The organism is Parabacteroides sp. AF19-14, assembly GCF_003635485.1.
Lineage (GTDB): Bacteria > Bacteroidota > Bacteroidia > Bacteroidales > Tannerellaceae > Parabacteroides > Parabacteroides distasonis.
In genome coordinates this window covers 298,946-325,860 of record NZ_QTMJ01000001.1, presented here as the reverse complement: position 1 = coordinate 325,860, position 26,915 = coordinate 298,946, and the positions used below count along the sequence as shown (strand labels likewise).

The window sequence follows — 26,915 nt, the reverse complement described above, 5'->3', positions numbered from 1 at the left end:
ATGTGAATATTATTTATGTATAGTAAGTGCTCCCTACAAATATCATAGGAAAAAGAAGGCGTCTTACCTTTTTGCGAAGGAATAACCATGTTTTTTTCTTATGAGATTTTTATAGAGTTAATTATTTTGTTCATTTGAGTTTCCCATGAGAGAGATCGAATTGATTCCCTGATCTCAAGGGGAGAAAGAGATTGCTTTTCATAAAAATGTATTAATGAGTTTATATCGATGGCGGTTTCATCTGCGGGCACTTTAAGTATATACGGTTTATTCTCAAAGTCGCTATCTGTCTCAGAGTAAATAAAAGAAAGGCCCCGGGCGGCATATTCCCTGTTCTTTAATGTTTTAATATGGGTGATACCGCTACGATGCCGTGCAAGACTACCGATGGCCATGTCTGCTTTCTCAAAAAGCCGGTCAAGCTCTTCGCCGTGCTTAGCGCCGTGAAGGGTTACGTAGTTCTCTAATTTATGCTGTTTGATGATTGGAAGGATATCATCTTTTTCTCGTTGCCCGAAGAAATCTCCTACAATATGGAAAAAGACTTTGTAATTGGGATGTGAATCATAATAATCAGCCAGACCTTTAACCAGACGGTCAAATCCATGCCAGTAATGAATCTCCGCTACTCCTATTAGGTGAAGTTCCTTGTTTGTATCGTTGACCTGTTGTTTCAATTTAATTTGCGAGAAGTCAATGCCGTTCGATATTTGTATAGTGGGAATGCCGAATATGGTCTTATAGTCGGAGAAAGTCACGATCCCGCATAATTGTTTGGCCAAGGAATGACGGAAACATTGATCTATAAATAGTAATTTCCGACGAGAGAAACCTATATATTCTTGGTCATAAGGATAAGTTGGTATTTCCATTACAACCTTTATCCCCGCTTTACGCATTTGATGAACCATATGAATCGTGAATGGATTAGCGTTATGATCAGATCGCATATAAATAAAACTAATATTTTCTTTCTTCGCATATTCAACGATTGAAGAATATTCTATCCTTTTCAGTATTTTACCCTTGAACCCTGCTCCATAATCTTGTAGTACCTCGGAGTCTATCATTCTCAATTTCCTGCCGTTAGACTCATTTAGGTAACAGAGTCTCGTATCAATGCCACATGCTCTTAAGGCATTGACTTGGTAGTAGATCTTCTTGCTGATCCCATTAGCAGGATTAAGACCGTGAAATATCAGGAATAAAGCTTTCATTTCTGTATCTTGGATTTAAGTAGGTTAATAATATCATAAGTTCCACTTAATTGTATATATATGGAAGAAAAAGATATAGCTAACAGAATCTTAACGGATAAGCTTCCTAGCTCAGTCATCTTGTATGATATCTCATATATAGGCCATAGTAAGAGTATCAAAATACTTGTTAATACAATAGGTGATAAAAATTGTCGGATAAAGATTTTCACATTACGCTTTAATGTCACTTTATACATCCATATATAGCATTGGATGAAATTGATCGTAAATGTGATAGTAATGCACCATGCGATCGCTTCGAGCGTTTTAAATACAAATATCCCTATTACAATGCCAGATACGTTTAATAAAGTGGAGAATACGCCGCAAATGAATAAACTTTTAGTGTCGTTGGCCGCTTGGAAAATAGAGCCGGATGTTGATAATATTATTTGTATACCAACAGATATAGATAATATCTGGAATACCGGAACGGAGGGCATCCATTGATCCCCAAACAAAATGAGAGTGATTTCCCTTGCGGAAAACCATAATAACGCAGACAGGGGTAAACCAATAAAGGCTAGAATATGAATAACCTTCTCGTATGAATCCGCTAGCTTATGCAAGTCATCTTGAAAACCGGAAAAGATTGGATGCATGACAGGAGAGATCACATGGGTTATATTTTGCAAAGGAAGCATCATTAGCCGATATGATTTTTCGTAATACCCTAGGGCATTCATATTCATGTATTTTCCGATTAATAATTTATCAAGGTTTCTGCTGAAATAATTAATTACATTAAATAAAAATTGATAGGCTGAGAAACTGAATATCTTTTGGACCGAATCCAGACCGAATGTATATTGTAACTTTTGAGGGTTTTTCCGATATGATATGATAAACAAGAGAATGCTGGAGAAAATAGGATTAATGACTAATGCATATAGTCCGGCACCTGCGATGGCGGCACTGATGGCTATGCTTCCTCCAATAAATTGGATAGTTAAGCTACGATATGCGATAAACTTAAACTCCTTATTCTTGAATAGGAGTGCGTTAGGAACGATGTTTGCCGAAGCAAAAAATAAATTGATGGATAGTAGTTGGCATATTGTCAGTAATGTCTTTTGTTTATAAAAAAAAGAAATGGGCCAAGAGCATAGGAAAAAAAGAATAGATATCATGATTCCCAACCATAAGGTAAAAGAGAATATTCTGTTAAGATCTTTGCCTGTTAAATCCTTATTTTGAATAATAGCGGGCGCAATACCTAGGTCACTGAAAATACCAAAAAAAGAAATAATTACAGTTGCTATTGCTACTATACCAAATTCTTCGGGGGCAATTAAGCGTGCTAATATTCCGGTGACAACCAGAGAAATAATTATTCCGGAATATTTGGATATGGCCGTATATAATACTCCTGATATTAATTCTTTTTTTATGGATGCCATAGTTTCTTTTGTTTTTATAGGAATGATTTGAATAATAAAACTATTAGATTTTTTGTTGTCACGTATTGCCTATATTCTTTTAGACATCGTCTGGCTATTTTCAAGCGATCTTTAAAGGGTATTTTATAGGATAGCCATACTGCGGCGTTGAGCATTCTTGATAAATATAAGTCGATTATTTCACGGAACATTGGGTGTGAGTCCGCGAATTTGCTTAAATGGGCAGTTATCGTAAAGTAACTTTCCATGTTTCGCATTGAGAACTTACTGGTCATGATTGAGTCTTCCCGTAGCCTACGTTTGAAGAAATCCTTGTGTATGGAGGATACTCTTTGGGCCTGTAAATATAACAAGCATGTGAATAATTGATCTTCATGGATGATTCCGGGAAGAAAATCGAGTTGGATCTCTGTTAGGTATTCTCTTCTTATGAAATTAAGACATGGGGATGGAGAATATGCCTTATGATCTATTAGGAGTTTTAAGATATATGGGCCTTGATATACTAACTCCGGATTTGTACAATCTTTTCGTTGATAGTTTAAAGATATGTTTTTATGTTTTTCCTTGTTTAATATGTCCGCATCAAAAAAAACGAAATCTAAAGCCTGTCGTTCACATTTAATATAGCATGTTTCTAAGGCTTCTGGCTCCAGATAATCATCACTATCCATAAAATAAACGTATTTACCTTGGGTATATTCGTAGCCTTTGTTTCGGGTGACTGATGGCCCTTGGTTATACTGTGTATAAATTCGGATACGTTTATCTTCATCAGCTAGGCGTTTTATGATAGATAGACTGTTATCTGTTGAGCCGTCATTTATAACAATGATCTCTATTTCTCGTAAAGTCTGGCACATGATAGATCTTACCGCCTCTTCTACGAACTCCTCGGTATTATATAGGGGTATGATTACGCTAACTAGATTCTTATCCATTTTTGTTTGTTAATATCATAACGTTTGATAACTCTAGCGGGATTACCTATAGCAACGGAGTAATCTGGAATGTCCTTAGTTACTACGCTTCCAGCTCCGATCTGGCATCTCTTACCAATATGGACACCTGCTACGACTACACAGTTTGCTCCAATATGGGAGTCTTCATCTATTACTACAGTTTTCTTTACTAAAGGTTGTTCATTGGAATCCACATTTCCATCCTCATATCCATGATTAAAACCGGAGATGAAAACGTGCTGACCTAATCCGACTTTATTTCCGAATCGTACGGGACCAATCACCACCGAACCGATTCCAATACGGGCGTTGTCGCCTATGATAACATCGCCTGCCCCATTGTTGATGGTCGTGAAATCCTCAATGAGGGAATTTTTACCTACCGTGAACTGATTCCAAGGGAATACATCAATACGGGATCTTCTCCTTCGAATGATAGCTCCTTTTCCTTTCTTATGGATCCAAGGATTGACAAACCATTTTACCCAACAACGAGGTTTAGGATTTTTAGGAGAGGTTATTGAATAGAATACTATTTTCTTCAAAAACTCATTTTGCTTGATTTTCTGTTTGATTGGGCCTATATCCATGACTTATCAGGTTTAAATCGTTTTATATAGGGTCAAAAGATTTTCCGCTGTTTGTGACCAAGAGAATCTTTTGACTCTGTTTAAACCATATTCTATTTGATTTTGATAGAATATTTGATCTCGCTCTAAATATAGTATCTTGTCTGCGATTTCTTTTTCACTCAACGGGTCAACTAGTATTCCGCCTTCTCCAGCTATCTCTGGCATTGCGGATGTGTTCCCCGTAATTACAGGTGTGCCGCAAGCCATGGCTTCTAGCAAGGGAATACCGAAACTTTCCCTTAGGGAAGTATATAAAAAAGCGAAAGCGCCGTTATATAGATAAGCTAGGTCTGTATTAGGGATGTATCCCGGGTATGAGAGAAAGGGCTTGATCTCTTCTATCCGTTGCTCTCGTAGGATAGCGTCTAGTTTATCCTCGCTTAAGTCTGCGATAAGTAGAGGTCGTTTCTTTTCTGAGTGCTTCAAATAAAGGCTATATGCCTTTAACGTGCGGGCGACGTTTTTTTTAGGATCTGTATTGCCTAGGAAAAAAATATAATCGTCATTATTAATATACTTATGGATAATAGATGATATCTCTGGCAGGGGATGAAAGTGCTCGCTATATCCATTATAGATAGCTGTGATTTTATCCTTGGGTAATCGCAATACCTCACGTATGCGATCGCACTCAAAACGAGAGACTGTGATGATCTTCCTACATTGGGGGAGTATGCGAGGAACCACCATGCGGCGATAATACCAACCCATGTTTTGATACCAAGATTTATTTCCTCCCTGACGGGGTTCTAGGAAAATAATATCATGTAATGTCAACACTAACGGGACAGGGCAATTTAGTGGGGCGGTATTACTGGTACAATGCAAGAGGTCTGGCTTTATCTTGCTTACATTTCGTGGAAGCGCAACTTGTTCCCAAAGAGGGTAGGTAGGGCATTTTACCTCAATAATATGTACATTGTCTGTCTCTTCTAGGCAATGATCTTCACCTGGACTGACAAATATAAAATATTCATTTTCCTTGTCGATTTTTTGTAACTCTCGAATACTCTCAAGAGCGACAAAGTCCATCCCATGTTTGTTGGTCCGGAATATACGTTGTGCCTCAATTGCTATTCTCATGGTTTTAAAGAATGTTTAGTTGGATTAAATTTGTGTCCTCCTATACGGAAAATATTGAGGAACATAAGTATGAATAAGACAGGAACGCTCGCTATCGCTTTCTTGAATTTCCTGTCGACAAGATAGTCTGGTACCGCTATACTGAATGTAATACCTAACAAGACCAATAAGAGCCACCACTTGATGGATGTTATAAAATCGAGAACAGTCAAAAATGAGGCTATTAATATAATAAAACCTAGCAGTAATATGCGAGGAGGCATCATCCATTGAAATAATTTGTCGCAATAGTCCCAATTTCCATTAAATATGGCTGCCGGCATTTGGAAAAGACCCGAGAATAAGTTGCTGATTTGAGTTGTCAACCAACGACGGCGCTGGTTATAGAAATCCCTCTTACCTCGAACTTTCTCGTCATAGGTATATACTTCTTCCAAATACTCGATATAAACATTTTGCAACAAAAGCTTTCTTTCCATGTATTTATCTTCTCCTATATCGTGACATTCTTGTATGATATCCTTGAAAAGCTCGTATTCGAAAGCCATGCCGGAGCCGCTAAGGGCGGAAGAGAATCCAAGACGGGTATGGCCTTTACGAAAGATAGAGTTGTTAATTTCTTCGCTGACAGAATCGAGCACAGCGATATTGCTATCACGGTTTTTAGCGACCCTGTGTGTTTGCAATGCGGAACAGCCCGCATAAAGGGCATCGTTTATTTTCTCGAGATAACTTGGTTTTACGATATTATCCGCATCGAGGATAACGACATTATCATACTTTATATCTCCTTTCTCAATATAATGTATGGCTTCTTTGAGAGCCTCGATTTTTGTGCTTTGGGGACTATCCATTTTAACGACTTTCGCCGATAATGCTTTTAAGTTATCTATCGTATCTTGTCGCATTTGATTAGATATAACGATAATGTCGTATCGTTCTCTTGGATATTCTTGAACGAGAAAATTTTTTACGGAGTCTATGATAACTTCGTCTTCTTGATAAGCGGGGAACAAGACAGCGAAACGATACTTCTTCTTGGCAGTAGGATAATTATACTGTGGTTTCCGTTTTGAATAGATGGCAAACACGAATAAATATAGTACAAATATCAGAAAACAAAGGAATAAGATGGCATCTCCTAATTGAAAGGCATATTGTTCCTTATCAATCCAGTTTTCTCCTATTTGAAAGAATTGTTCAATCATAGCGTTATTTATTTGAAACAGTTAATTTTTTTATTCGTATCTCTTTGTCAAAGTAAGGACCGTTTAACACAAATGTTAGCCCCATAAATGCGATTATCATTGTTGGAAATTGACCCCAAAACGAGTTTGCGTATGCGTTAATGAACATACCGAATATACCACAAAGTAATCCGGACAATAATCCTTTTAGTTCAAGATCCTTGATCTGTGTGGCAATGATCCACCCTCCCCATCCTATAGTAAAAAAAATCATACTAAGATAAAGAATCAATCCAACTATGCCTGTTTCTACCCAAATTTTCACGTACCAAGAATCAGTTGGAATAGAAGTGGTAAAACGAGTGGATATTTTTACTCCTAATCCATCTCCAGATAGTCCAAGCCCTTCTCCAAAGGGCTTATATTTGAGATATGTGGCTAATTTTTTTTGATTTTCTTTGCGTACGATATATGAGGCATCTTTGGTTGGGTTAAAAGCGGTTCTAATTCTTCTGATAGATGAGTTGCTTTGTCCTATAGTCGTAAAAGCGAAAAAGATATAGATAAACAATAACATACTTGCTCCCCCAATGACCATTTTAGTTTGTTTGCTGATCAGTGTGTAAAGTGCTAGCCCTGCTAATGGTACGATTATAGCTCCTCTTGTCCCGGAAAGGAACAAAGCATAAAGTGCTAGAATCGCTATACATGAATAATATATCTTGCATAATGCAGATCGCATGTAGAGCGAGGCTATACCGAAAAACATGATGGCGGCACCCATATTGGCACCCATATTACTGGCATCCGTAAAGAATGAGAAATAGCGGATTCCAGACCAAATAATATGCGTTGTGGCTCCTCCGGCATTAAGCCATTTTGTCTCAAAACTATCAAATCCAATAAACTTTTGCATTAATGTCTTAATTATCGCAAATAACGTGAATATGGATAAACAAAATATGATAGCTTTGAGTATGGAATAGCGTGTACATAATAGAGATGTAATAATGACTATAATCAATCCATTGAATATTAATCCTCTTGATAATATCCAACCTTCTAATGAGCTGGTTGGATTGATTATTTCTAAAATGCAATAACCCATCCAGATACATAATGCGATACTTAGGATATTAAATGCTCTACGCCATTCTATGTTTTGGAAAAGGGCAGCTTGAATAAAGATCAGTACCAAAGCTATCATATATAGGATTTCCATAATAACACTGATCCCTTCTATGGGAATGTATCGGGTGATGCCTAATATGAAGTAATTGGTCGTGAATATAACGAATAATATAAGCCATGGATATCTTAATAAAAGGATACCTCCTACACAGAATAATGGAATCAAAGTTATTAGTATGAATACTGGAATTGAGTTATACAGCAAGGATATGCCAATACCTCCCAACCCTAAGACAAGAAAGAGCTGAGATATTTTGAACGAAGTATTGTCCTCTTGTATGTATCTTGATGTTTCCATGTGTTTTCGTTATTTTACAGCGGTATTAGTCGCCGTTAATCCCATATACATCATCCGGTTTGCGAAAGATCGCATAGATGTTTGAGGGGGTAATTGCCCCGTGAAATCTTCCACGGCCTCTCTCGTGGCATTGTTTAGATATAAGTACAATGCCGTGCCTTCTGTAATGTCACGCAGATATTTAACTAACTCCGTATCGCTATTTTTCCAAACCCGGCAAGCGTTAGCTACTAACAAATTGACTTGGCTTGACCCTAGTAAATGGGATGGAACACCATACTGTTGGATAGAAGGATACTCAACGATTAATATATCCGGCCTGCTTTCAAGCTGGATATGTTTGTCTATATGTTCAGCCATGAATAAGGAGGCATCGATTGGGATATCTTGACCGACTCTTAGGTATTTTACGTTGAAGCCAAGCTCTTCCCAAGATTCCTGGAAATATCGTGAGATAAACGTTTTTCCTTCTTTTTCCTCTAGACTTAGTATATTGATACAAAATGTATCGCCCTTTTTGATGTAAGGTGTTAACCGGTTACAAGCATAAGCCGCAGAGATACGGTTACAAGTTTTTACGAATCCACGATATTTTAATTGGGAATTACGTCCTGTGAAAGCCCCTAATATATTCATGCCAGTAAGACGTCTGGCCCGTTCGGCATCCCGGAGCGTACGATCTAGCAACTCGATAACTAGGTTTAATCCGATAATAAAGATAATGCTACCAATAAATGCGGCAACAACTAATAGAAACCGCTTTCCTTTATCACTGAATAAAGGATAGGAGGCATCCGAGATCGTATTTAAGTTTGAAGAGGTTAATTGAAGATTCTTCTGCTTCATCTTTGCCATATTTAAAGCATGAAGTACTTCAAGATAAGATTGCTCGGTTACATGAATCTCACGTTCTTGTTGATTTATTCGTGTACCAATAGGAGAATAATTCTTGTATTGATCTGCAAAATCATTCTTGCGCTCGTTTAGAACCTTCAAATCAGCTTGAGCTTTCGCTTGTATAAGTGTTTGATTTAACCATTCTTGAACTAAACCTTCAATGGCTAAACCTTCTTTACTTTCTTTATAACTATTAATATTATTAGTAATTAGACCTATTTTCTTTTCGGCATCTCGTAGTTCTTCCCTGTATTTTACTAACTCTTGGTCTTTACTTAGCATTTCATCGGAGGTGAAAGTCTCTATTTCTGTTATTTTACCACTAATACGGGATACCTCGGCTAAGGTATTAATGAATTCCTCATTGGACTTAACTAATTTAGTACGAATATCCATGTACTGCTCCAGATTTTTGATAATGCTGGATGAGCTCTCGTAATTTCGCCGTGTCTCCTCATATCGATTCTCAAAGTCTGCGAAAGAGTGGGCGATAGCTTTAGTTTGCTCAATATAGTTAATAACACTATTCTTTACATTATAATCAGTAAGCTCGTTTTCTTGCTTATTCAGTTGTACACGAAGTTTCTTAAGTTCTTCCTCATAATATTTAACAATATCATTTGCGGTTTGATATCGTAAGTTGTTATACGAATATTTTAATTCTTCACTCACCAATTTGACCGTATTCCATGTAATACCGGGATCGGTAGAAGTATAAGCTATCTCTATTAAGTCGCTGTTTCCTTGCCTTCTGATGATAATACTGGATAAGGCATTGTAACTGTAAAATGCACTAGATCCATTAAACAACTCATGTAAATAATTACGACTGTCGCTGTATTTATACTCCTTGAATAAGTTAACGGTTTTGTCAAGAGAAGTTGTATCAACTAAAAGTAAGATCTCTTCTGGCACGGAAGCTATCAACTTTTTATAGTTATTTGCTGTTATATATAGATTATCTATTTCCGGATCTCCATGCATTAAGTTTAGAGCTAGTAATTTCAATGAGACATTTTCTAAGGTTCCTCTTGATTTGGTTAGATTTACCAAGTTATCATAGGTGTTATTCACAGCTTGCCAATCAGGCCGAGTCTCATCATCTAATCCTGTATTAGACGTAATGCCAGTGTAAATTGAGGTGGTAACTGTATATTTTTTTTCTAAGAATTGACTGAAATAAGCAACCAACGCTGTTATTATTAGCGTTCCGAATACTAATTGATGCCGGATTCTATATATAAAACGCGATATATAAAGTGTTATATCCATGGGTTATCGATTTATAATCTTAACATTTGTGAGCATTTCTAATAAAGTTACGGCATTGTGTAAGGTCGCACGACCTTCTTGGTAAGAAATCACGGCACCAGAACGACGTCCACGTTCCATGGATAATGAGATAATATCAATTTTTCCATTAATAAAATCTTGTTCGGAGATTTTCATCTGGGCGTTGTAAAGTGCGGCAGCATCTGATTTAGCTTTTAATGTAGCCAATGCTTGTAAGACACTATTATAAGCTTCCAGTATTCTTAATTTCCGTTCTTCTATGGACATTTCATACTCATAATCCAATTGACGGAAACGAGCTTTCTTCATCCGTACTTTTTGGCCTCGGCTGAATAAGTCTCCGAATGGGATAGACACGGAAATACCTACACTGTAAGTATGCTGATTACTGCCTATACTGGTGAGAAATGAAGGATCTTCTATGGTTTCTCTTGTAGAAAGTTGAACTAATCGCCCATATTGATATTGGCCGTATACCCTGAAATAGTCCAACCATTCTCTTTTTGTAATCTTCATATCGGCGTTAGCCTCATCTCTTTTAGCTTCATAAATTCTGACAGAAGGATGGTCATATACGGATTCCAGAAAAACCGATAGAGGTGGTAATTGAATACGTTCATAGTCATCTAGCATGGCATTTATAGAATCCGTGCCGGAAGTTACTTCTATTGTTGTCGCTTTATCGAAGTATGTCTTCTTTTTTTGTGCGACAATTGAAAAAGCATTTAATATGAATAATAGAATAAATAGTATCTTCATGTGAATTATGTTTGTTATCAGCTATGTATAGTTTATACATCCTCTTTCTGCACGAACGCCGTAAACGTCTTGAATATAATCTTTATGTCTAGCCAGAAAGAAAAGGTATGAGCATATTTGATGTCTAATTGTTTACGTTCCTCGGCGGACATACTACCAGAATTGCCACGTTTCTCTACTTGCCAAAGACCTGTAAGGCCGGCAGGAGCCATGAAGCGTTGTATGTATTCGTCACTGGTCAGTAGCTCAGCCTCGTATATGGGAAGAGGGCGGTTACCAACTATTGACATGTCTCCATTTAATATATTGAATAGCTGGGGGAGTTCGTCAATGCTATATTTCCGGATAATATGGCCGATCTTTGTTATACGGGGATCATTCTCTAATTTGATGAAAGCGTTGGAACGTTCGTGACGCTTTATTTTTAGATAGTCGTTTTCGGGAGTAGCGTCATTATCAGAATATAAAATGATATTTTGTTTATTCTCTTTAAAAAAAGAGGTCGCATTCTGTGAATTCACAGAAGTTGATGAAGAGGCCACGGCCTCTTCATCAATAGATTCCATATACTGATTAAGTTTCTTATATTCAGCCAAGCGCTTGTCCGCGTCCATATACATAGAGCGGAACTTATAAAAATCGAAAACCTTGTAATTGCTGCCTACTCGTTTCGACTTGTAGAAAGCGGGGCCTTTGTCCTCCAGCTTGATCCAAATCACCGTGATGATAAAGATAGGGGAGAGGCAGAGGAGCGCCATGGATGAGAAAATGATGTCGAAGACCCTTTTCCATAAAGGCAGCTTGAAAATGGCGAGATCAGGCTCTTTTATTTGAGGCTTACGCGCTTTTTCCATTCTCTTGCATTTCTCGGCGATACCCAGTAGCTTCACTAAATCTTCCTTAGAGGTAGACTCGGAGATGACACAGTCCGTTCCGGCTTGCAAATAGGATATTTTCTCCTCCCGGGTCATTTCCGGGGCGATTAATACGATATATATATTTTGAAACGTCTTATGCAAATGCATGATCGCAGGAATGTTTAACGTAGGATCTGTTTTCTCGATGAATACACAATAATCCATTTCCTCGGCAGGAAGAAGCGTGTTTTTCATCTGCAGAAGCGTTATACATTCTATGACCCCGGTGCCTAATGCCTTACGTAAACGTTCGGCCAACGGCACGTTATTACCGAAAAAGACATAATTCATTATCTTAATATTCGTTTTACCCTTACCCTTAATTCCTCTGGATTGAAAGGCTTCAAGATAAAGTCTTCCGCCCCTTCCTCAAACAAACGTATTCTATTTGAGCTGCTCTCTACGCTCGATAGGATCAAGACCGGTATATGGCTGAACATATCGTTCGCTTTTAAATAAACCAAGAATTCCTCTCCGGACATTTCTGGCATATTCAAGTCAGAGATGATCAAATCCGGTAAATTGCCTTCTTGAAGCCAAGCGATCGCTTTCAAAGGATTTTCTTTATAGGATACCTTGTAAGTACTTGATAAATAAAGCATGATTATCTTTGCGATTTCTTGCTTGTCATCCACTAAAAGAACAGATTTCTCCATAGAGTCGTATAATATTGTCGTCTTTTGTTTTATCTATTATGCAAATTTAGGATATTAAATTGGAAAAATCTATGTTTTTCAATTGTTTTTTTGAAAAAACAGTTCAGACTTTGAAAATAGGGGAAACTGCGATTTTTTGATTAAGTTTGTACGCACATAAATGAGATGAGTATTCGAAGATGCGTTGGAGGAAATATATAGATTTTGATGTTATTCATTTATTGGTTGGCGCTATTGTCGGGATGGGCTTGTCCTCTTGCCAGCCGGAGATGCCGGTGATCTCTACGATAACCGTGGAGGCGGATGGCCTGACGGTTCCCGTGAACCCGGATCTGTATGGTTTGACCATTGAGGAGATCAACCACGGGATCGATGGGGGGCTGTACGCCGAGCTGATCCAGAACCGGAGCTTCGAGGATGGCGTGCCACCCTTGAACTGCCCTTACGACGCCGCCCGGAACGTCTTGATTACCCCGAATGGATGGACGATCCCTTTCATGCGGGGAGATTCCGTACCGGGATGGAGGCGGATCGTCCCTAATACACAGATATACCCGGATATGAAGGAGCTGGTGAATGATAAGAACCGGCGGTCGTTGCTCGTGGCCGTATCGACTTCCGGGGAGTCGGGGCGCGGAGGCGTGATAGCCGAGGGATACCGGGGGATACCGATCCGGAAAGGGGAACGATACGATCTATCGTTTTTCGCCAAGGGGGCGAATATGGTGCCCCGTACCATCCGGGTGGCCTTGGAGGACTCGATGGCTAATACGGTCTTGAGCGATGTGTTTCAGGTAGCGCCGCTATACGAGTGGAAACGATACAGGCATACGTTTACGGCTACGGAGGATGCGCCGAACGCAGTCTTGACGATCACGGCCGATACCTCCGCCGTGTTTTGGCTGGATGTGGTATCGCTCTTCCCGGAGGATACGTGGAAGGGACGGAAGAACGGGCTGAGACCGGACTTGGCGGCGCTGGTCGATTCCTTGGCCCCTCGTTTTATCCGTTTCCCCGGAGGCAGTTTCGTGGAGGGGTATACGGCGGGTACGTACCCTATCTGGAGGGAGACGCTGGGCGATATCTCGGAGCGTAAGCATTTCTGGAACGTATGGGCCTATGGTACGACGAACGGCATGGGCTACCACGAGTACTTGCAAATGTGCGAGGATATGGGGGCGGAGCCTATCTACGTTATTAATAGCGGGATCACGAGCCAAAGCCGCCGGCCCCGCTACGAGGATATCACGGCGATGGATAAGCTCACGGGAGATGCCTTGGACGCTATCGCCTACGCGAACGCCCCGGCGGATTCCCTGCCGGGCGCCCTGCGTGCGAGGAACGGGCATCCGGAACCTTTCAACTTGAAGTATGTCGAGATCGGCAGCGAGAACTATGGCGGGGAGTATTTCAGGCGCTTTGAGCTTTTCCGCAAGGCGATCAAGGAGGCCTATCCGGAGATTACCGTTATCAGCAGTTCGCCCCTCACGAAGCGAGGCCGTAGCGAGTGGGTGGATTCCCATTATTACGCTGGGGAGAATTTCTTCCTATCGAACTCCGGCCGGTTTAATAGCGACCGGTATTCCCGACGTTCGCCGGCGGTGTTTATCGGGGAGTTTGGGACGACGGAGCGGCCCTTGGCCGGTACGCTCCGGGCGGCGGTGGCCGAGGCCTGTTTCTTGGTCGGGGCGGAGGAGAACCCGGATATGGTACGCCGCTTGGCGTATGCCCCGGTATTGGGCAACGCCGGGTTCGAGAACCAGCGCCATCCGTTGATCTCTTTCAACACCCATCAGGCGGTGGTCTCTCCTTCCTACCATTTATTAAAGATGTTTACCCGCCATCGGGGGGATGAGGTGCTGAAGACGATCGTGGATACCTACGAGAAGCCACAGGTACGTACGGGCCGGGCGGGCGTAGAGATGTTTGATAATAGCTATGAGTTCAAGGACGTGCGGATCGACGGCGTGCCCGTATCGGATATATCCGTGATGAGCGGGGGATGGAGGGTCCCGGAGGCTGGTATGTTGGTGCCGGAGGCCAACCGGTGGAACCAGGTATTGTTCGGCGACTCTACGAGCTACGCCTATGAATATACGGCTACCGTCCGGCGTACGAAAGGTAGCGGGCAGATACAGCTTCGCCTCCGCGACAACGGGCGGACGGGCGAGCAGGCGGATTATATCGCCCTGACGATCGGGGCGGGAACGAGCGAGCTGTACCATCAGGTAGGTGGCGTGAAGGATAGCTTGGTCTCTCCCGTGCGCTTCCCTTTTGAGAGTAACCGGTGGTATACGGTTCGCATGACGTGCGAGTACGAGCGCGTCCGTTGCTATGTGGACGGCGTATTGCTGCATGAGGTGGATATGCGTCCGATCCCGTCGTTGGTATCCGTCGCTACCCTCGACAAGGAGAACCGGGTGATTTACTTGAAGGTCGTGAATACGACCCGCCACGAGGAGAAGACCTCTTTGCGTATTGAGGGAGTGAATATCCGTAACGAGGCGGAGCTGATCCAATTGAGAGGGGAGCCGGAGGCTCGTAATACGTTTGAGAACCCGGGGGCCGTAACGCCTGTCACCGAGCCTATCGTATTCCCGATGAGCGGCCCGTTTATCTATAATTTCCCGCCTAATTCAGTGACGATCTTGAAATTATACATGGAGTAGGTCAGATAGGGCAGGAGGGCCGGTACACTTTATCTGTATTTATCCTAACTTCGCGGCGACTTTAACAAAAAAAATGTGTTATGGAACCAATGCATAAGATAAACAAGGTAGAGCTCCGAAGTTTGCAGCTTGAGGACTATACGCAGTTGTCGCAATCTTTCAAGAGGGTATACGCCGACAAGGATGTTTTCTGGACCCGCAAGCAGATCGAGACGTTGATACGGATATTTCCCGAGGGACAGGTCGTGACGCTGGTGGATGACCGGATCGTAGGATGCGCCCTCTCCATCATCGTGGATTATGACATGGTGAAAGGGGATCATACCTACGCCAAGGTAACGGGCAACGAGACGTTCAGCACGCATAACCCGAACGGGAATATATTATATGGTATAGAGGTGTTCATCCATCCGGACTACCGGGGCCTCCGGCTGGCCCGCCGTATGTACGAGTACCGGAAGGAGCTGTGCGAGAAGTTGAACCTGAAGGCGATCATGTTCGGCGGACGTATCCCGAACTATTATAAATACGCCGATCATATGCGTCCGAAGGAATACATCGAGAAGGTGCGCTCACGTCAGATCTACGACCCGGTGCTCACCTTCCAGCTCTCCAACGATTTCCACGTGCGGAAAGTGATGATGAACTACTTGCCGAACGACGAGGAGTCGAAGCATTGCGCTACCCTGCTGCAATGGGATAATATCTATTACCAGCCGCCTACGACGGATTACGTGGATAAGAAGACAACCGTGCGTGTCGGTCTGGTACAATGGCAGATGCGGCCTTATAAGACACTGGACGACGTGTTCGAGCAGGTGGAGTTCTTCGTCGACGCCGTGTCCGATTACAAGAGCGACTTCGTCCTTTTCCCCGAGTATTTCAACGCTCCGCTGATGGCCAAGTTCAACCATCTGGGGGAGGCGCAGAGCATCCGTGGGCTGGCACAGTACACCGAGGAGATCCGTGAGCGATTCGTGAACCTCGCCATCAGTTACAATATCAATATCATCACCGGTAGCATGCCTTTGCTGAAGGAGGACGGGGCGCTATATAACGTGGGATACCTGATCCGTCGTGACGGCTCCTACGAGATGTACGAGAAGGTACATGTCACCCCGGACGAGCAGAAGAGCTGGGGACTCTCGGGCGGGAAGATGGTGAAGACGTTTGATACGGATTGCGCCCGGATCGGCGTGCTGATCTGTTATGACGTGGAATTCCCGGAGCTTTCCCGTATCATGGCCGACCAAGGGATGCAGATCCTCTTCGTGCCTTTCCTTACGGATACGCAGAACGGTTACTCTCGGGTTCGTGTGTGTGCCCAAGCCCGGGCGATCGAGAACGAGTGCTTCGTGGTGATAGCGGGCAGCGTGGGCAACCTGCCTCGTGTGCATAATATGGATATACAGTACGCCCAGTCGGGTGTGTTCACGCCTTGCGATTTCGCTTTCCCTACCGATGGCAAGCGTGCGGAGGCAACCCCGAATACGGAGATGATCCTTGTATCGGACGTGGATCTTGATTTGCTCAACGAGTTGCATACGTATGGTAGCGTGCGTAACCTTCGGGACCGTCGCCACGACTTGTATGAGTTGAGGGTAAAAAAACAGTAGTGTTTGCGGTTGAACACAATAGTATTCATGGTTGAACACAGTAGTGTTCGCTATTAAACACAATTATATTCGCCGGAAGAATGCAGTAGGGGCGGGATCTGTCCGCCTCCCGTGCCGTGTATGCGTGGGAGGGCGGACGAATCCCGCCCCTGCGGTTTATATCGGGGGGAGGATCGCTCGCTTCCCCCCTTCGGAAATGATCTTAATGACTTAGCATCTCAGCCGTGATCGGCGTGAATTTCTCGGCATCCGATTTACGGAGTTGTACGCTGCCGTCGTTCCAGTTGGAAGGCCAACCTCCGATGATGTGTCCAAGGAATACCAGCTTGATCTCGTGCAAGCCTTTTGCCAAGGCCGCGGAGGTGTCATGACGGGAGAAGCGTTTTACCTCGCCACCGTTATTGACCATCAACTTGCCGTCGATCCATACCTCCTCTAAATCCGAAGAGATGTAATAAACGCCATCCTCCGGGATATTCACGTAGCCGGTAGCGATAGCGGCGTATTGCTTCACGCCTCGCATGGATTCGGGGGCGGGCACTTGGTTGGTCAGTTCACGGGTTGTCTTGATAACCTGTTTCTTACCGGTCTTCTGAGCGGCCTCCAGATTATTTACGCTTAGGTACATGCCATCGAATACCTCCATGTCGAGGCCCGGGGTCGTCTTGGCTACCTCCTTGGCGGGAGCCAGCGTTTGTTTCTCCACGAGGATCGTGCGAGGCTTACCCATCTTGCCGGAAGGCAACACGGAAGCGATCTTCACGGTCGTAGTCTCTGTGATGTCGAAAGGAGCCGTATATACGGTAGATTCCGGGGTAGGCTCGGTGCCATCCAGCGTGTAGACCATCTTCATCGGACGGTTCGTGGTGAATGTCATGGTAGCCTTGTCCGTGAAAGCCACGAAGTTGCAAGAACCGTTCGGTTGCTCGGGCTGCGGGATGTAGTAGTTGATATCGTGTCCGTCTAGGCGAACCTGAGCGTTGTCCAGACGGCGTTCGAAGTCCTTGTAATCCTTCCGGTCCAGCGGGCTCCAAGCGATCTCGGAGAGGGCTAGGATACGAGGATAGATACGGTACTCCATGATGTCCGTGTTATAAAGGTACTCACTCCATACGTTGCATTGCACGCCCTTGATGAAATGTCCTTTACCGGCCGCTGCCAGCGTGTCGGGGACGGGGTTGTATTTATAGACCCGCTCCGCCGTGGTGAATCCTCCGATAGATACCGGGTTGATCTTGTAGTCGCCTTGGAACTGGTCGATATACATACCCTCGCTTCCCGGGGTCATGATCACGTCGTGGTTCATGCTAGCGGCGGCGATACCGCCTTCCTCACCTCGCCAAGACATTACCGTGGCCGATGGAGCCAGACCTCCCTCGAGGATCTCGTCCCATCCGATCATCTTCTTGCCGTGCTTGTTTACGACCTTCTCCATGCGTTGTACGAAATAGCTCTGCAATTTCTCCTCGGCGGAATGTTCGTTGTCGCCTTTCAAGCCTTCCTTACGGATACGGGCCTGACAAAGCGGGCATTTCTCCCAGCTCGTCTTCGGGCACTCATCGCCTCCGATATGGAAATACTCGCCCGGGAATAGGGGAGCTACCTCGGCGATCACGTCCTCGAAGAACTGGAAGGGCTCTTCCTTCCCGGCGCATAATACGATGTCTTCCACGCCCCAGATGATACGGGGAGTACCCTGCTTACCCTCGCAAGACAGCTCCGGATAGGCGGCGATAGCGGCCATCTCGTGTCCCGGAAGCTCTATCTCGGGAACGATCGTGATGAAACGATCCGCCGCGTATTTAACGATATCCTTCACCTCCTCTTGGGTATAGAAGCCTCCGTACTCGGTACCCTCGCCATCGATGCGCTTAGAGCCGATCTCGGTCAGTTTCGGATACTTCTTGATCTCGATACGCCATCCTTGGTCGTCGGTCAGGTGCCAATGCATGCGGTTGATCTTGAACAAGGCCAATACATCCAGCTGCTTCTTGATATTCTCTACCGGGATGAAATGGCGGCAGGGGTCTAGCATGATACCACGGTAGCCGAAACGAGGCTCGTCCTTGATAGATACGGCCGGAGCGGTCCATGCGATACCTTTCACGGCGGAAGGACTCTCGATCTCGGCGGGCAGCAATTGCAAGAACGATTGCATACCGTAGAAAAGACCTTGAGGGGTCTTGGCTTTGATACGGACGCCGCTGTCGGCTACGTCTAACGTGTATCCCTCGTCGTTTACGTCCAGAGAGCCGTCGATAACCAACGAGATACCGTCGGAGGTCTCTTTGTCGGCGGTAGCTATCTGGTAGCCTGTCGCCGTGTTCATTTTAGCCGCGAAGAACTCGGCTACGGTTTTCGCCTCCGGGGTGGAAGCGTAGATCTTCGTGTTTTTGTTTAGCTTGAAGTTTCCCTCGTTCTGCGTAAGGCTGACCGGTGTCGGGATGATGTTGATACCTTGGTTGTAAGCTTTCGCTTTACCGGGAGCATCATCACACGAGGCCATCAGGCCCAAGACAGCGCCGGCGCAGATTGTAGCAAGGAGCTTTTTCATAGAATTAAAAATTGAAAGTTGAAAATTGAATATTGTTTAGATGTTTTTGAGAGTTTAAAAAGAGAATTGAGAGTTGAAGATAAGATGCCGTTTGGCATCCTTTTCAATTCTCAATTCTCAATTTCCTATTTACCATGCGAAGATAGGATATTCCTTCATGATACCGTTCACCTTCTCACGAACGGCGCCGATGGTCTTATCGCATTCGGGAGCGGCCAATACGGTGTCGATCAGTTCCACGATCTCGCCCATAAGCGGCTCTTTAGCGCCACGGGTCGTGATAGCGGGCGTACCCACACGGATACCGGAGGTCTGGAAGGCCGAGCGGCTGTCGAACGGAACCATGTTCTTGTTCACCGTGATGTCGGCGGCTACCAAGGCTTTCTCGGCCACCTTACCGGTCAGGTCGGGGAACTTCGTGCGCAGGTCGATCAGCATACTGTGGTTGTCCGTACCGCCGGAGATGATCTTGTACCCTTTGTCCGTGAAGGCCTTGGCCATAGCGGCGGCGTTCGCTTTCACCTGTGCTTGGTACGTCTTGTATTCCGGCTCCAAAGCCTCTCCGAAGGCTACGGCCTTGGCCGCGATCACATGCTCCAGCGGACCACCCTGGATACCCGGGAATACGGCGGAGTCCAACAACTGAGACATCTTCTTGATCTCGCCTTTCGGTGTCTTCTTGCCCCAAGGATTCTCGAAATCCTTACCCAGCAGGATGATACCGCCACGAGGACCCCGCAGGGTCTTATGCGTCGTAGACGTTACGATGTGAGCGTACTCCAGCGGGTTGTTCAGTAAACCGGCGGCGATCAGGCCTGCCGGGTGAGCCATATCGATCATCAATAAGGCGCCTACCTTGTCGGCTATCTCACGCATACGTTTGTAATCCCAGTCACGGGAATAAGCGGAACCACCGCCAACGATCAATTTCGGTTTCTCACGAAGGGCTACTTCCTCCATTTGGTCGTAGTCCACCCGTCCGGTATCTTCCTTTACATTATATTCGGTAGCGTGATAGAGAACGCCGGAGCTATTTACTGGTGAACCGTGGGACAGGTGTCCGCCATGCGACAGGTTCAACCCGAGGAACGTGTCGCCCGGATTCAATACGGCGAAAAATACGGCTGCGTTGGCCTGCGCCCCGGAGTGAGGCTGCACGTTGGCCCATTCGGCGTTGAATAGCTTTTTCAACCGTTCGATAGCGATCGTCTCACTTTGGTCTACTACCTCGCAACCCCCATAATAACGCTTGCCGGGATATCCCTCGGCGTATTTGTTGGTCAGACAGCTTCCCATGGCCTGCATGACCTGGTCGCTGACAAAGTTCTCGGAAGCGATCAACTCAATGCCTTTCAATTGGCGTTGGTGCTCCTTCTCGATAATGTCAAAAATGATGTTGTCTCTTTTCATTACCTCTTAAATTGGTTATTGCAATGATATGTTCCTCATTGAAAAGGAATCCTCGCGAATGTACTATATTATTTTAATACTATTTAAAAGATTCCGTTTAATTATTACAGATGCGCCGGAAACGGCTCCGCTTACCACTTGGTGAGGGTTACGTTTCTGAACTCAACCTCCTTACCCTCGCTCTGTAGCCCGATATGGCCTTCCTTCACCTTGTTGGTTCCGGTGTTCTGGTATACGCCGTTGATGTAAACGGTGATGACGCCGTCTTTCACGAAGATGTTCGCCTCGTTCCACTCTCCGGCGGGCTTCTCGCTGGACGGGTTCACGTTCTTTACGACAGGGAAGAAGGGACGTTCCTCTCCCGGGCGTTGCTGGTACTCGACAAGGTCGGAGCCTCCCAGCAGTACGAACAATCCGGCCCTCCCGGCTTGCAGATTACACTCGATCCCGTTCGGGAAGGGGTTCTTTAGGTCTGCGATATGCAGGAAGATGCCGCTGTTCGCGTTGGAATCCCCATTCGGCCAACGCCATTCCACGTGCAATTTATAGTCGCTGTATTTCTCCTTGGTGTACATATAGCCGAAAGGCTGGCCGGTGATGAAGATCTTACCGTCGCGTACGGAATAGACCTGATCGGCGGGGACGGAGTTTTTGTCGACTACGAAATTCCAGTTAGACAGGTCTTTCCCGTTGAACAGTTTCTCGGTCTTCTGTGCGTTCGCCCCATCGGAGAAACAGAAGAGGGAAGCGGCTAATACAGCCAAAGATAGCATTCTTTTTTTCATGGCATTAAACTCTATTTATAGTATGATTAATCAACGATTAGTTTGCGATAGCGTACCCGTTTCGGCTCGGCGTCGCCCAAGGTCTTACGTTTGTATTCCTCGTACTCGGAATAGGTCCCTTCGTAGAAGACCACGTTGGAATCACCCTCGAACGACAGGATATGGGTACAGATACGGTCCAAGAACCAACGGTCGTGAGAGACGACGACGGCGCAACCGGCGAAGTTCTCCAGCCCCTCCTCCAAGGCACGTAGCGTGTTCACGTCGATATCGTTGGTCGGCTCGTCGAGCAGCAATACGTTTGCGTCCGCTTTCAGCGTCAGCGCCAGATGCAGGCGGTTACGCTCTCCTCCGGAGAGTACGCCGCATAGCTTCTCTTGATCCGCTCCCGCGAAATTGAATTTAGACAGGTAAGCGCGTGCGTTCACCTCCTTGCCGCCCATACGGATGAATTCTTGTCCGCCGGATACGACTTGGTAAACGGTCTTTTTCGGGTCTATATCCTTATGGGTCTGGTCGGCGTAACCTACTTGTACGGTCTCGCCCACCTCGAAGGTCCCCTTGTCGATGCTTTCCATGCCCATGATCATCTTAAATAAGGTAGTCTTACCGGCACCGTTTGGCCCGATGACTCCCACGATACCGTTCGGGGGAAGCATGAAGTTCAAATCATCGAACAGCAGCTTATCGCCGAACGCCTTCGCCACATGCTGTGCCTCGATCACCTTATTGCCCAAGCGAGGGCCGTTCGGGATGAAGATCTCCAGCTTAGCCTCACGCTCCTTCTGGTCCTCGTTCAAGAGGGCCTCGTACGAGTTCAGACGTGCCTTACCCTTGGCGTGACGGGCCTTCGGCGCCATATTGATCCATTCCAGCTCACGCTCCAAGGTCTTACGGCGCTTGCTGACTTGCTTCTCTTCTTGAGCCATACGCTTCGTCTTCTGGTCTAGCCAAGAGGAGTAATTACCCTTCCAAGGGATACCCTCGCCACGATCCAGCTCAAGGATCCATCCGGCCACGTGGTCTAGGAAGTAACGGTCGTGCGTGATGCAGATAACGGTACCGGCATATTGTTGCAGATGTTGCTCCAACCAGTCGATCGACTCGGCGTCCAAGTGGTTGGTCGGCTCATCCAACAGCAATACGTCCGGCTGCTGGAGCAGCAATCGGCAAAGGGCCACCCGACGACGCTCGCCTCCGGACAACGTATCCACCACCTGATCCTCCGGCGGACAACGCAAAGCGTCCATGGCACGTTCCAGACGGCTGTCGAGGTTCCATGCGTCCGTAGCGTCGATCTTGTCCTGCAACTCCGCCTGACGGTTGATCAAGGCATCCATCTTATCCGGATCTTCCAGCACCTCCGGATCGCCGAATCGCTCGTTCACCTCCTCATATTCTTTCAAGGTGTCCACGATCTCCTGCACGCCTTCCTGCACGATCTCCTTCACGGTCTTGCCCGGCTCCAACTTAGGGTCCTGCTCCAGATACCCTACGGAATACCCGGGGGAGAAGACCACCTCTCCTTGATAATCCTTATCGATACCGGCGATAATCTTCAGCAACGTAGATTTACCGGAACCATTCAATCCAATGATTCCGATTTTCGCCCCATAGAAAAAGGACAGATATATATTCTTTAAAACCTGTTTTTGAGGCGGAAAGATCTTGTTCACGCCTACCATCGAGAAAATAATCTTCTTATCGTCTGCCATATAATTTTTTGTGTGTTAATTGGTTCCTTAACTTAAAATAATGGTGTACAAATCTACGTAAATATCTTTTATTTTACAAATGAACAAAGATCATAGGTATCAGATATCTACCGATTGCCAAGTTTGGCGTGTGGAGATTACTCGGTTTAATTCTCTTGTGCAAGAAGCCGGTAGATATGCTATTCCTCGGAAGTTGAGTTTTAGCGTTATCATAAATGAAGGGTAGGAGAGGTTGTGCGGCGTTGTGGTTAGGACTGTGCGATCATGTGGCTTTAGGTTGTGTGATCCTAACGATTTAGGATTGTGGTTCGTCTTCGTCTCGTGAAGATATGTAACCGGTTTATGCATGATTGTAATACGTGATGTAAAGTGCTTATATCTTGTTTCTTGCATTTGCTCCCCATGAAAAAACTAAAATTTATCCCTCTTGAAATTTGTATAATAAAATAAAACCCCCTATCTTTGCACTCGCATTACAAAAGTAACGCACAGGATGATTCGCTAGCTCAGCTGGTAGAGCACAACACTTTTAATGTTGGGGTCCTGGGTTCGAGCCCCAGGCGGATCACATAGGAACAAAGCCAAACGGCGACAAAAAAGAGACAAGTCCTACAATATCAACGTATTGTAGGACTTTTTTTTATGTTTTAGTCTTGCCTGAAAGACAAAAAAGGGGCACGAAAAGACACGGTTGAGTATCCAAATCGTACCCCCTTCCCCAAAAAACGATTAGGGGGTACGATTGTCGGAAATCACTATCCATGCAGAAGGTTTCAATCTCTGTATTGATTTTAGATATTATCATCTGAAACCTGTTTTACTGTGATTTTTTTATTAATGGTGTTTAAATTCAGTTGTTTACTCGAATACCTTTCTTTTATTTAAGAATAGCAAAGCAATACAAAAGTCATTCTGTAAAAGTAATTCAAAGTCCAAAACAGATACAGACACGATTTTTGTATATTTGCAGGATACAGATAACACCTGACAAGTATGAAAAAAGAAATCCTATATCAAGAAATAGCGAGAACTATTGCCTGTCAAATTAAGAAAGGCGTGTGGAAAGCTGGTGAGAAACTACCTTCTTTACGCACTATTAGCAATGAAAATGGTGTAAGTCTTAATACGGCAATTCAGGCATATTATGAATTGGAAAAAGACGGATTTATAATATCACGCCCAAAATCAGGGTATATTGTCAATTACAAACCCATACGCCTATCTGTTCCAGCGACAACACAACCGTCTGTAAAGCCTGAGAGCAAAGAGGTGATAGATTTGATTGCTGACGTATACAGCTCGTTAGAAATAGGAGATAAATCGATCACTCGATTTTCATTAGGAATGCCCGAAGATATTTTATTACCAATTGCAAAACTTAATAAAGAACTTATAAGAGCTATGCAGGCACTTCCGGGTAATGGAACCCGGTATGATGAAACACAGGGAAATATGCGATTACGTAAATCTATAGCTCGTTTTACGTATAGTTGGAAGGGAAACTTGACAGAAGATGATATAGTGACAACTGCTGGAGTTACTAATGCGGTTGCTTTAGCTTTATCTGTAATTACTAAGGTAGGAGATACTATTGCGGTTGAAAGTCCGGTCTATTTTGGAATGTTACAATTAGCCAATAGTATGGGGTTGCGTATATTGGAATTACCTACCAATCCAGTAACAGGGATTGATCCAGATGCGCTGAAAAAAGTTTTACCACAAATTAAAGCTTGCCTGCTTATAAGCAACTTTAATAACCCATTGGGAAGTTGTATGCCTGATGAACATAAAAGGGTAGTTGTTGATATGCTGGCCGGATATGATATACCTTTGATCGAGGATGATTTATATGGTGATTTATTTTTTGGTAATTCACGTCCTAAGCCCTGCAAGGCTTTTGACAAGAAGGGGCTTGTTTTATGGTGTGGTGCGGTATCTAAAACATTAGCGCCGGGGTATCGGGTAGGATGGATTGCTCCCGGCAAATTTAAACATGCTATTATTCGCCAAAAGAATATTCACCTTATTTCTACGCCTGCGCTTAATCAAGAAGCGGTTGCCAATTTCATGGAGAATGACAGATACGAAAACCATTTACGTAAACTGCGACAAGAATTATACGCAAACAGTATTCATTTTGCCCATTCCATCATGGATTACTTCCCCGAGAATACAAAAATTGTTACTCCACAAGGAGGATTTATGCTTTGGGTGGAATTAGACAAACAGATTGATACAACAGAACTTTATTATCGGGCTATGCAGCGAAAAATAAGCATAGCCCCCGGACGTATGTTTACATTACAAGAGCAATATACCAATTGTATGCGTTTAAGCTATGGACAACGATGGACTCCACTTCTTGAAGAACGTTTAAAACAATTGGGAGATATAATTAAAAATCACTTTAACTGATGTATGTATTCCTTTAGTACTTCCCCTATTACTTGAAGTCCTTTCATGATTCTATCTTCTGGCATATTAGAGTAATTTATTCTAAATGTATTTTCTTTGTGCTCAACAGGATAAAATGAACTGCCGGGTACAAAGGCTATTTTCTGTTCAATGCATTTTTGCAGGATGTCATGCGCTGAAATATTTTCGGGTAATTCAATCCAAGTAAATAACCCGCCTTGAGGATGAGTATATTTTATGTCATTAGGAAAATAGCGTTCAATACATTCTAAAGCTATATCTCTGCGTTTTCTGTAGACTTCTACTATTTTGCTAATATGCTCATCAATATCATATCGTTTTAGATATTCGGCAATAGTCATTTGAGCTATTGTGTTACACTGCAAATCAGTGCCCTGCTTAACTAACACATACTTGCGGATAATATCTTTATCACCTGCAATCCACCCAATCCGAAAGCCCGGACAAAAGATTTTAGAAAAACTACCAGTACATAAGATATTACCTACCTTATCAAAAGACTTTATAGAGGGTAAAGACTCTCCTTCAAACCTTAATTCTCCATAAGGGTTATCTTCAATAACAGGAATATCATATAAAGCAGATAGTTCAGCCAGTTTTTTTCGTCTTTCCAAACTCCATGTTTTTCCAGTGGGATTTTGAAAGGTTGGTATTACATATATTAGTTTTATATTTTGAGTATTATTCAGTACCTCTTCCAAAGTAGCCATATCCATGCCTTCTTCATCTGTTGGAATTTCAATGAAGCCACTCCCATATGATTTGAATGCGCTAATTGCTGCTAAATAGGTGGGGCTTTCACACAATACGATATCACCATCGTCCAGAAATACTTTTCCGGATAAATCTAATCCTTGTTGCGAACCGTGAGTTATAAGAATATTATCCTTATCAAACGATGTCCCTAAGCGTTCATTCATTCGTTTGGCAATCCATTCACGTAAAGGATAATACCCTTCAGTAGTCGTATATTGAAGAGCTTTTGCTCCTGCTTCTTGCAAAACGACCTGATTCATTTTGTTAATTTCATCTATGGGGAATAGCTCAGGGGCAGGTAGTCCACCAGCAAATGAAATAACATCTTCCCGTTCTGTAACTTTGAGTATTTCTCTTATTTCCGAAGCCTTTATATAAGACATTCTCTTGGCAAATTTCAACTTCATAATCATTAAATATATTTGAAAACTAAAATAATG

General features: G+C 44.0%; 19 protein-coding genes and 1 tRNA gene. 4 read left to right on the top strand and 16 right to left on the bottom strand.

What is annotated here, in order from left to right; all coding sequences use genetic code 11:
* Nucleotides 1–98: 98 nt before the first annotated feature.
* From DWX33_RS01400 to DWX33_RS01350, 11 genes are all read right to left on the bottom strand, one after another.
* The gene (locus tag DWX33_RS01400) at nt 99–1,217 is read right to left on the bottom strand and encodes a glycosyltransferase family 1 protein (protein ID WP_005868374.1); all 1,119 of its coding nucleotides are present in this window, start codon (nt 1,215–1,217) and stop codon (nt 99–101) included.
* Entirely contained in the window at nt 1,214–2,659 is a 1,446-nt protein-coding gene (locus tag DWX33_RS01395; RefSeq protein ID WP_005868375.1) for a lipopolysaccharide biosynthesis protein, read from the bottom strand. The genes DWX33_RS01400 and DWX33_RS01395 overlap by 4 nt, the downstream gene beginning before the upstream one ends.
* Before the next feature lie 14 nt (nt 2,660–2,673).
* Entirely contained in the window at nt 2,674–3,600 is a 927-nt protein-coding gene (locus DWX33_RS01390; protein WP_005868377.1) for a glycosyltransferase, read from the bottom strand.
* A complete protein-coding gene (locus tag DWX33_RS01385; RefSeq protein WP_057327205.1) occupies nt 3,585–4,211 on the bottom strand; it encodes a DapH/DapD/GlmU-related protein in 627 nt (208 codons plus the stop codon). Before DWX33_RS01385 ends, DWX33_RS01390 begins: the two co-directional genes overlap by 16 nt.
* A 12-nt stretch (nt 4,212–4,223) precedes the next feature.
* Nucleotides 4,224–5,336: a glycosyltransferase family 1 protein gene (locus tag DWX33_RS01380; protein ID WP_057327206.1), complete on the bottom strand. Its 1,113-nt coding sequence runs from the start codon at nt 5,334–5,336 to the stop codon at nt 4,224–4,226.
* Nucleotides 5,333–6,544 carry a glycosyltransferase family 2 protein gene (locus DWX33_RS01375; RefSeq protein ID WP_057327207.1) on the bottom strand — a complete coding sequence of 404 codons (1,212 nt, stop codon included), beginning with the start codon at nt 6,542–6,544 and terminating at the stop codon, nt 5,333–5,335. The genes DWX33_RS01380 and DWX33_RS01375 overlap by 4 nt, the downstream gene beginning before the upstream one ends.
* 4 nt (nt 6,545–6,548) lie before the next feature.
* A complete protein-coding gene (locus tag DWX33_RS01370; RefSeq protein ID WP_233570102.1) occupies nt 6,549–7,730 on the bottom strand; it encodes an O-antigen ligase in 1,182 nt (393 codons plus the stop codon).
* A gap of 291 nt (nt 7,731–8,021) precedes the next feature.
* Nucleotides 8,022–10,181 carry a hypothetical protein gene (locus tag DWX33_RS01365; protein WP_122379704.1) on the bottom strand — a complete coding sequence of 720 codons (2,160 nt, stop codon included), beginning with the start codon at nt 10,179–10,181 and terminating at the stop codon, nt 8,022–8,024.
* Nucleotides 10,182–10,184: 3 nt separating this feature from the next.
* Nucleotides 10,185–10,961: a TolC family protein gene (locus DWX33_RS01360; RefSeq protein ID WP_005868389.1), complete on the bottom strand. Its 777-nt coding sequence runs from the start codon at nt 10,959–10,961 to the stop codon at nt 10,185–10,187.
* Between the two features lie 32 nt (nt 10,962–10,993).
* Nucleotides 10,994–12,169, bottom strand: a complete 1,176-nt coding sequence (locus DWX33_RS22680; RefSeq protein ID WP_005868390.1) for a sugar transferase — start codon at nt 12,167–12,169, stop codon at nt 10,994–10,996.
* Nucleotides 12,169–12,534, bottom strand: coding sequence for a PleD family two-component system response regulator (locus DWX33_RS01350; RefSeq protein WP_005856577.1), 366 nt, complete (start codon nt 12,532–12,534; stop codon nt 12,169–12,171). The genes DWX33_RS22680 and DWX33_RS01350 overlap by 1 nt, the downstream gene beginning before the upstream one ends.
* A gap of 179 nt (nt 12,535–12,713) precedes the next feature.
* Here DWX33_RS01350 and DWX33_RS01345 point away from each other — a divergent pair, with 179 nt between their 5' ends.
* Both DWX33_RS01345 and DWX33_RS01340 read left to right on the top strand, forming a co-directional pair.
* A complete protein-coding gene (locus DWX33_RS01345; RefSeq protein WP_122379703.1) occupies nt 12,714–15,203 on the top strand; it encodes an alpha-L-arabinofuranosidase C-terminal domain-containing protein in 2,490 nt (829 codons plus the stop codon).
* 80 nt (nt 15,204–15,283) lie between these two features.
* The gene (locus DWX33_RS01340; protein WP_005868392.1) at nt 15,284–16,819 is read left to right on the top strand and encodes a carbon-nitrogen hydrolase family protein; all 1,536 of its coding nucleotides are present in this window, start codon (nt 15,284–15,286) and stop codon (nt 16,817–16,819) included.
* 202 nt (nt 16,820–17,021) lie between these two features.
* On the opposite strand, the gene DWX33_RS01335 is transcribed toward DWX33_RS01340, so the two are convergent.
* The 4 genes from DWX33_RS01335 to ettA form a co-directional block, all read right to left on the bottom strand.
* Nucleotides 17,022–19,373 (bottom strand): family 20 glycosylhydrolase, encoded by a 2,352-nt coding sequence (locus DWX33_RS01335; RefSeq protein ID WP_122369843.1) that lies wholly within the window; start codon nt 19,371–19,373, stop codon nt 17,022–17,024.
* Between the two features lie 129 nt (nt 19,374–19,502).
* A complete protein-coding gene (gene glyA / locus DWX33_RS01330; RefSeq protein ID WP_005856586.1) occupies nt 19,503–20,783 on the bottom strand; it encodes a serine hydroxymethyltransferase in 1,281 nt (426 codons plus the stop codon).
* Nucleotides 20,784–20,914: 131 nt separating this feature from the next.
* Nucleotides 20,915–21,568 carry a DUF1080 domain-containing protein gene (locus tag DWX33_RS01325; RefSeq protein ID WP_036651046.1) on the bottom strand — a complete coding sequence of 218 codons (654 nt, stop codon included), beginning with the start codon at nt 21,566–21,568 and terminating at the stop codon, nt 20,915–20,917.
* Nucleotides 21,569–21,594: 26 nt separating this feature from the next.
* Nucleotides 21,595–23,283, bottom strand: a complete 1,689-nt coding sequence (ettA, locus tag DWX33_RS01320) for an energy-dependent translational throttle protein EttA (protein ID WP_005856590.1) — start codon at nt 23,281–23,283, stop codon at nt 21,595–21,597.
* A 495-nt stretch (nt 23,284–23,778) separates the two neighbouring features.
* On the opposite strand from ettA, the gene DWX33_RS01315 reads away from it, so the two are divergent.
* Nucleotides 23,779–23,851 (top strand) — tRNA-Lys (locus DWX33_RS01315).
* A 425-nt stretch (nt 23,852–24,276) separates the two neighbouring features.
* Nucleotides 24,277–25,698: a PLP-dependent aminotransferase family protein gene (locus DWX33_RS01305; protein WP_008772066.1), complete on the top strand. Its 1,422-nt coding sequence runs from the start codon at nt 24,277–24,279 to the stop codon at nt 25,696–25,698.
* Here the strand turns inward: DWX33_RS01305 and DWX33_RS01300 are convergent.
* Nucleotides 25,686–26,882: a PLP-dependent aminotransferase family protein gene (locus tag DWX33_RS01300; protein ID WP_005856630.1), complete on the bottom strand. Its 1,197-nt coding sequence runs from the start codon at nt 26,880–26,882 to the stop codon at nt 25,686–25,688. The genes DWX33_RS01305 and DWX33_RS01300 overlap by 13 nt on opposite strands.
* Between the last annotated feature and the right edge of the window lie 33 nt (nt 26,883–26,915).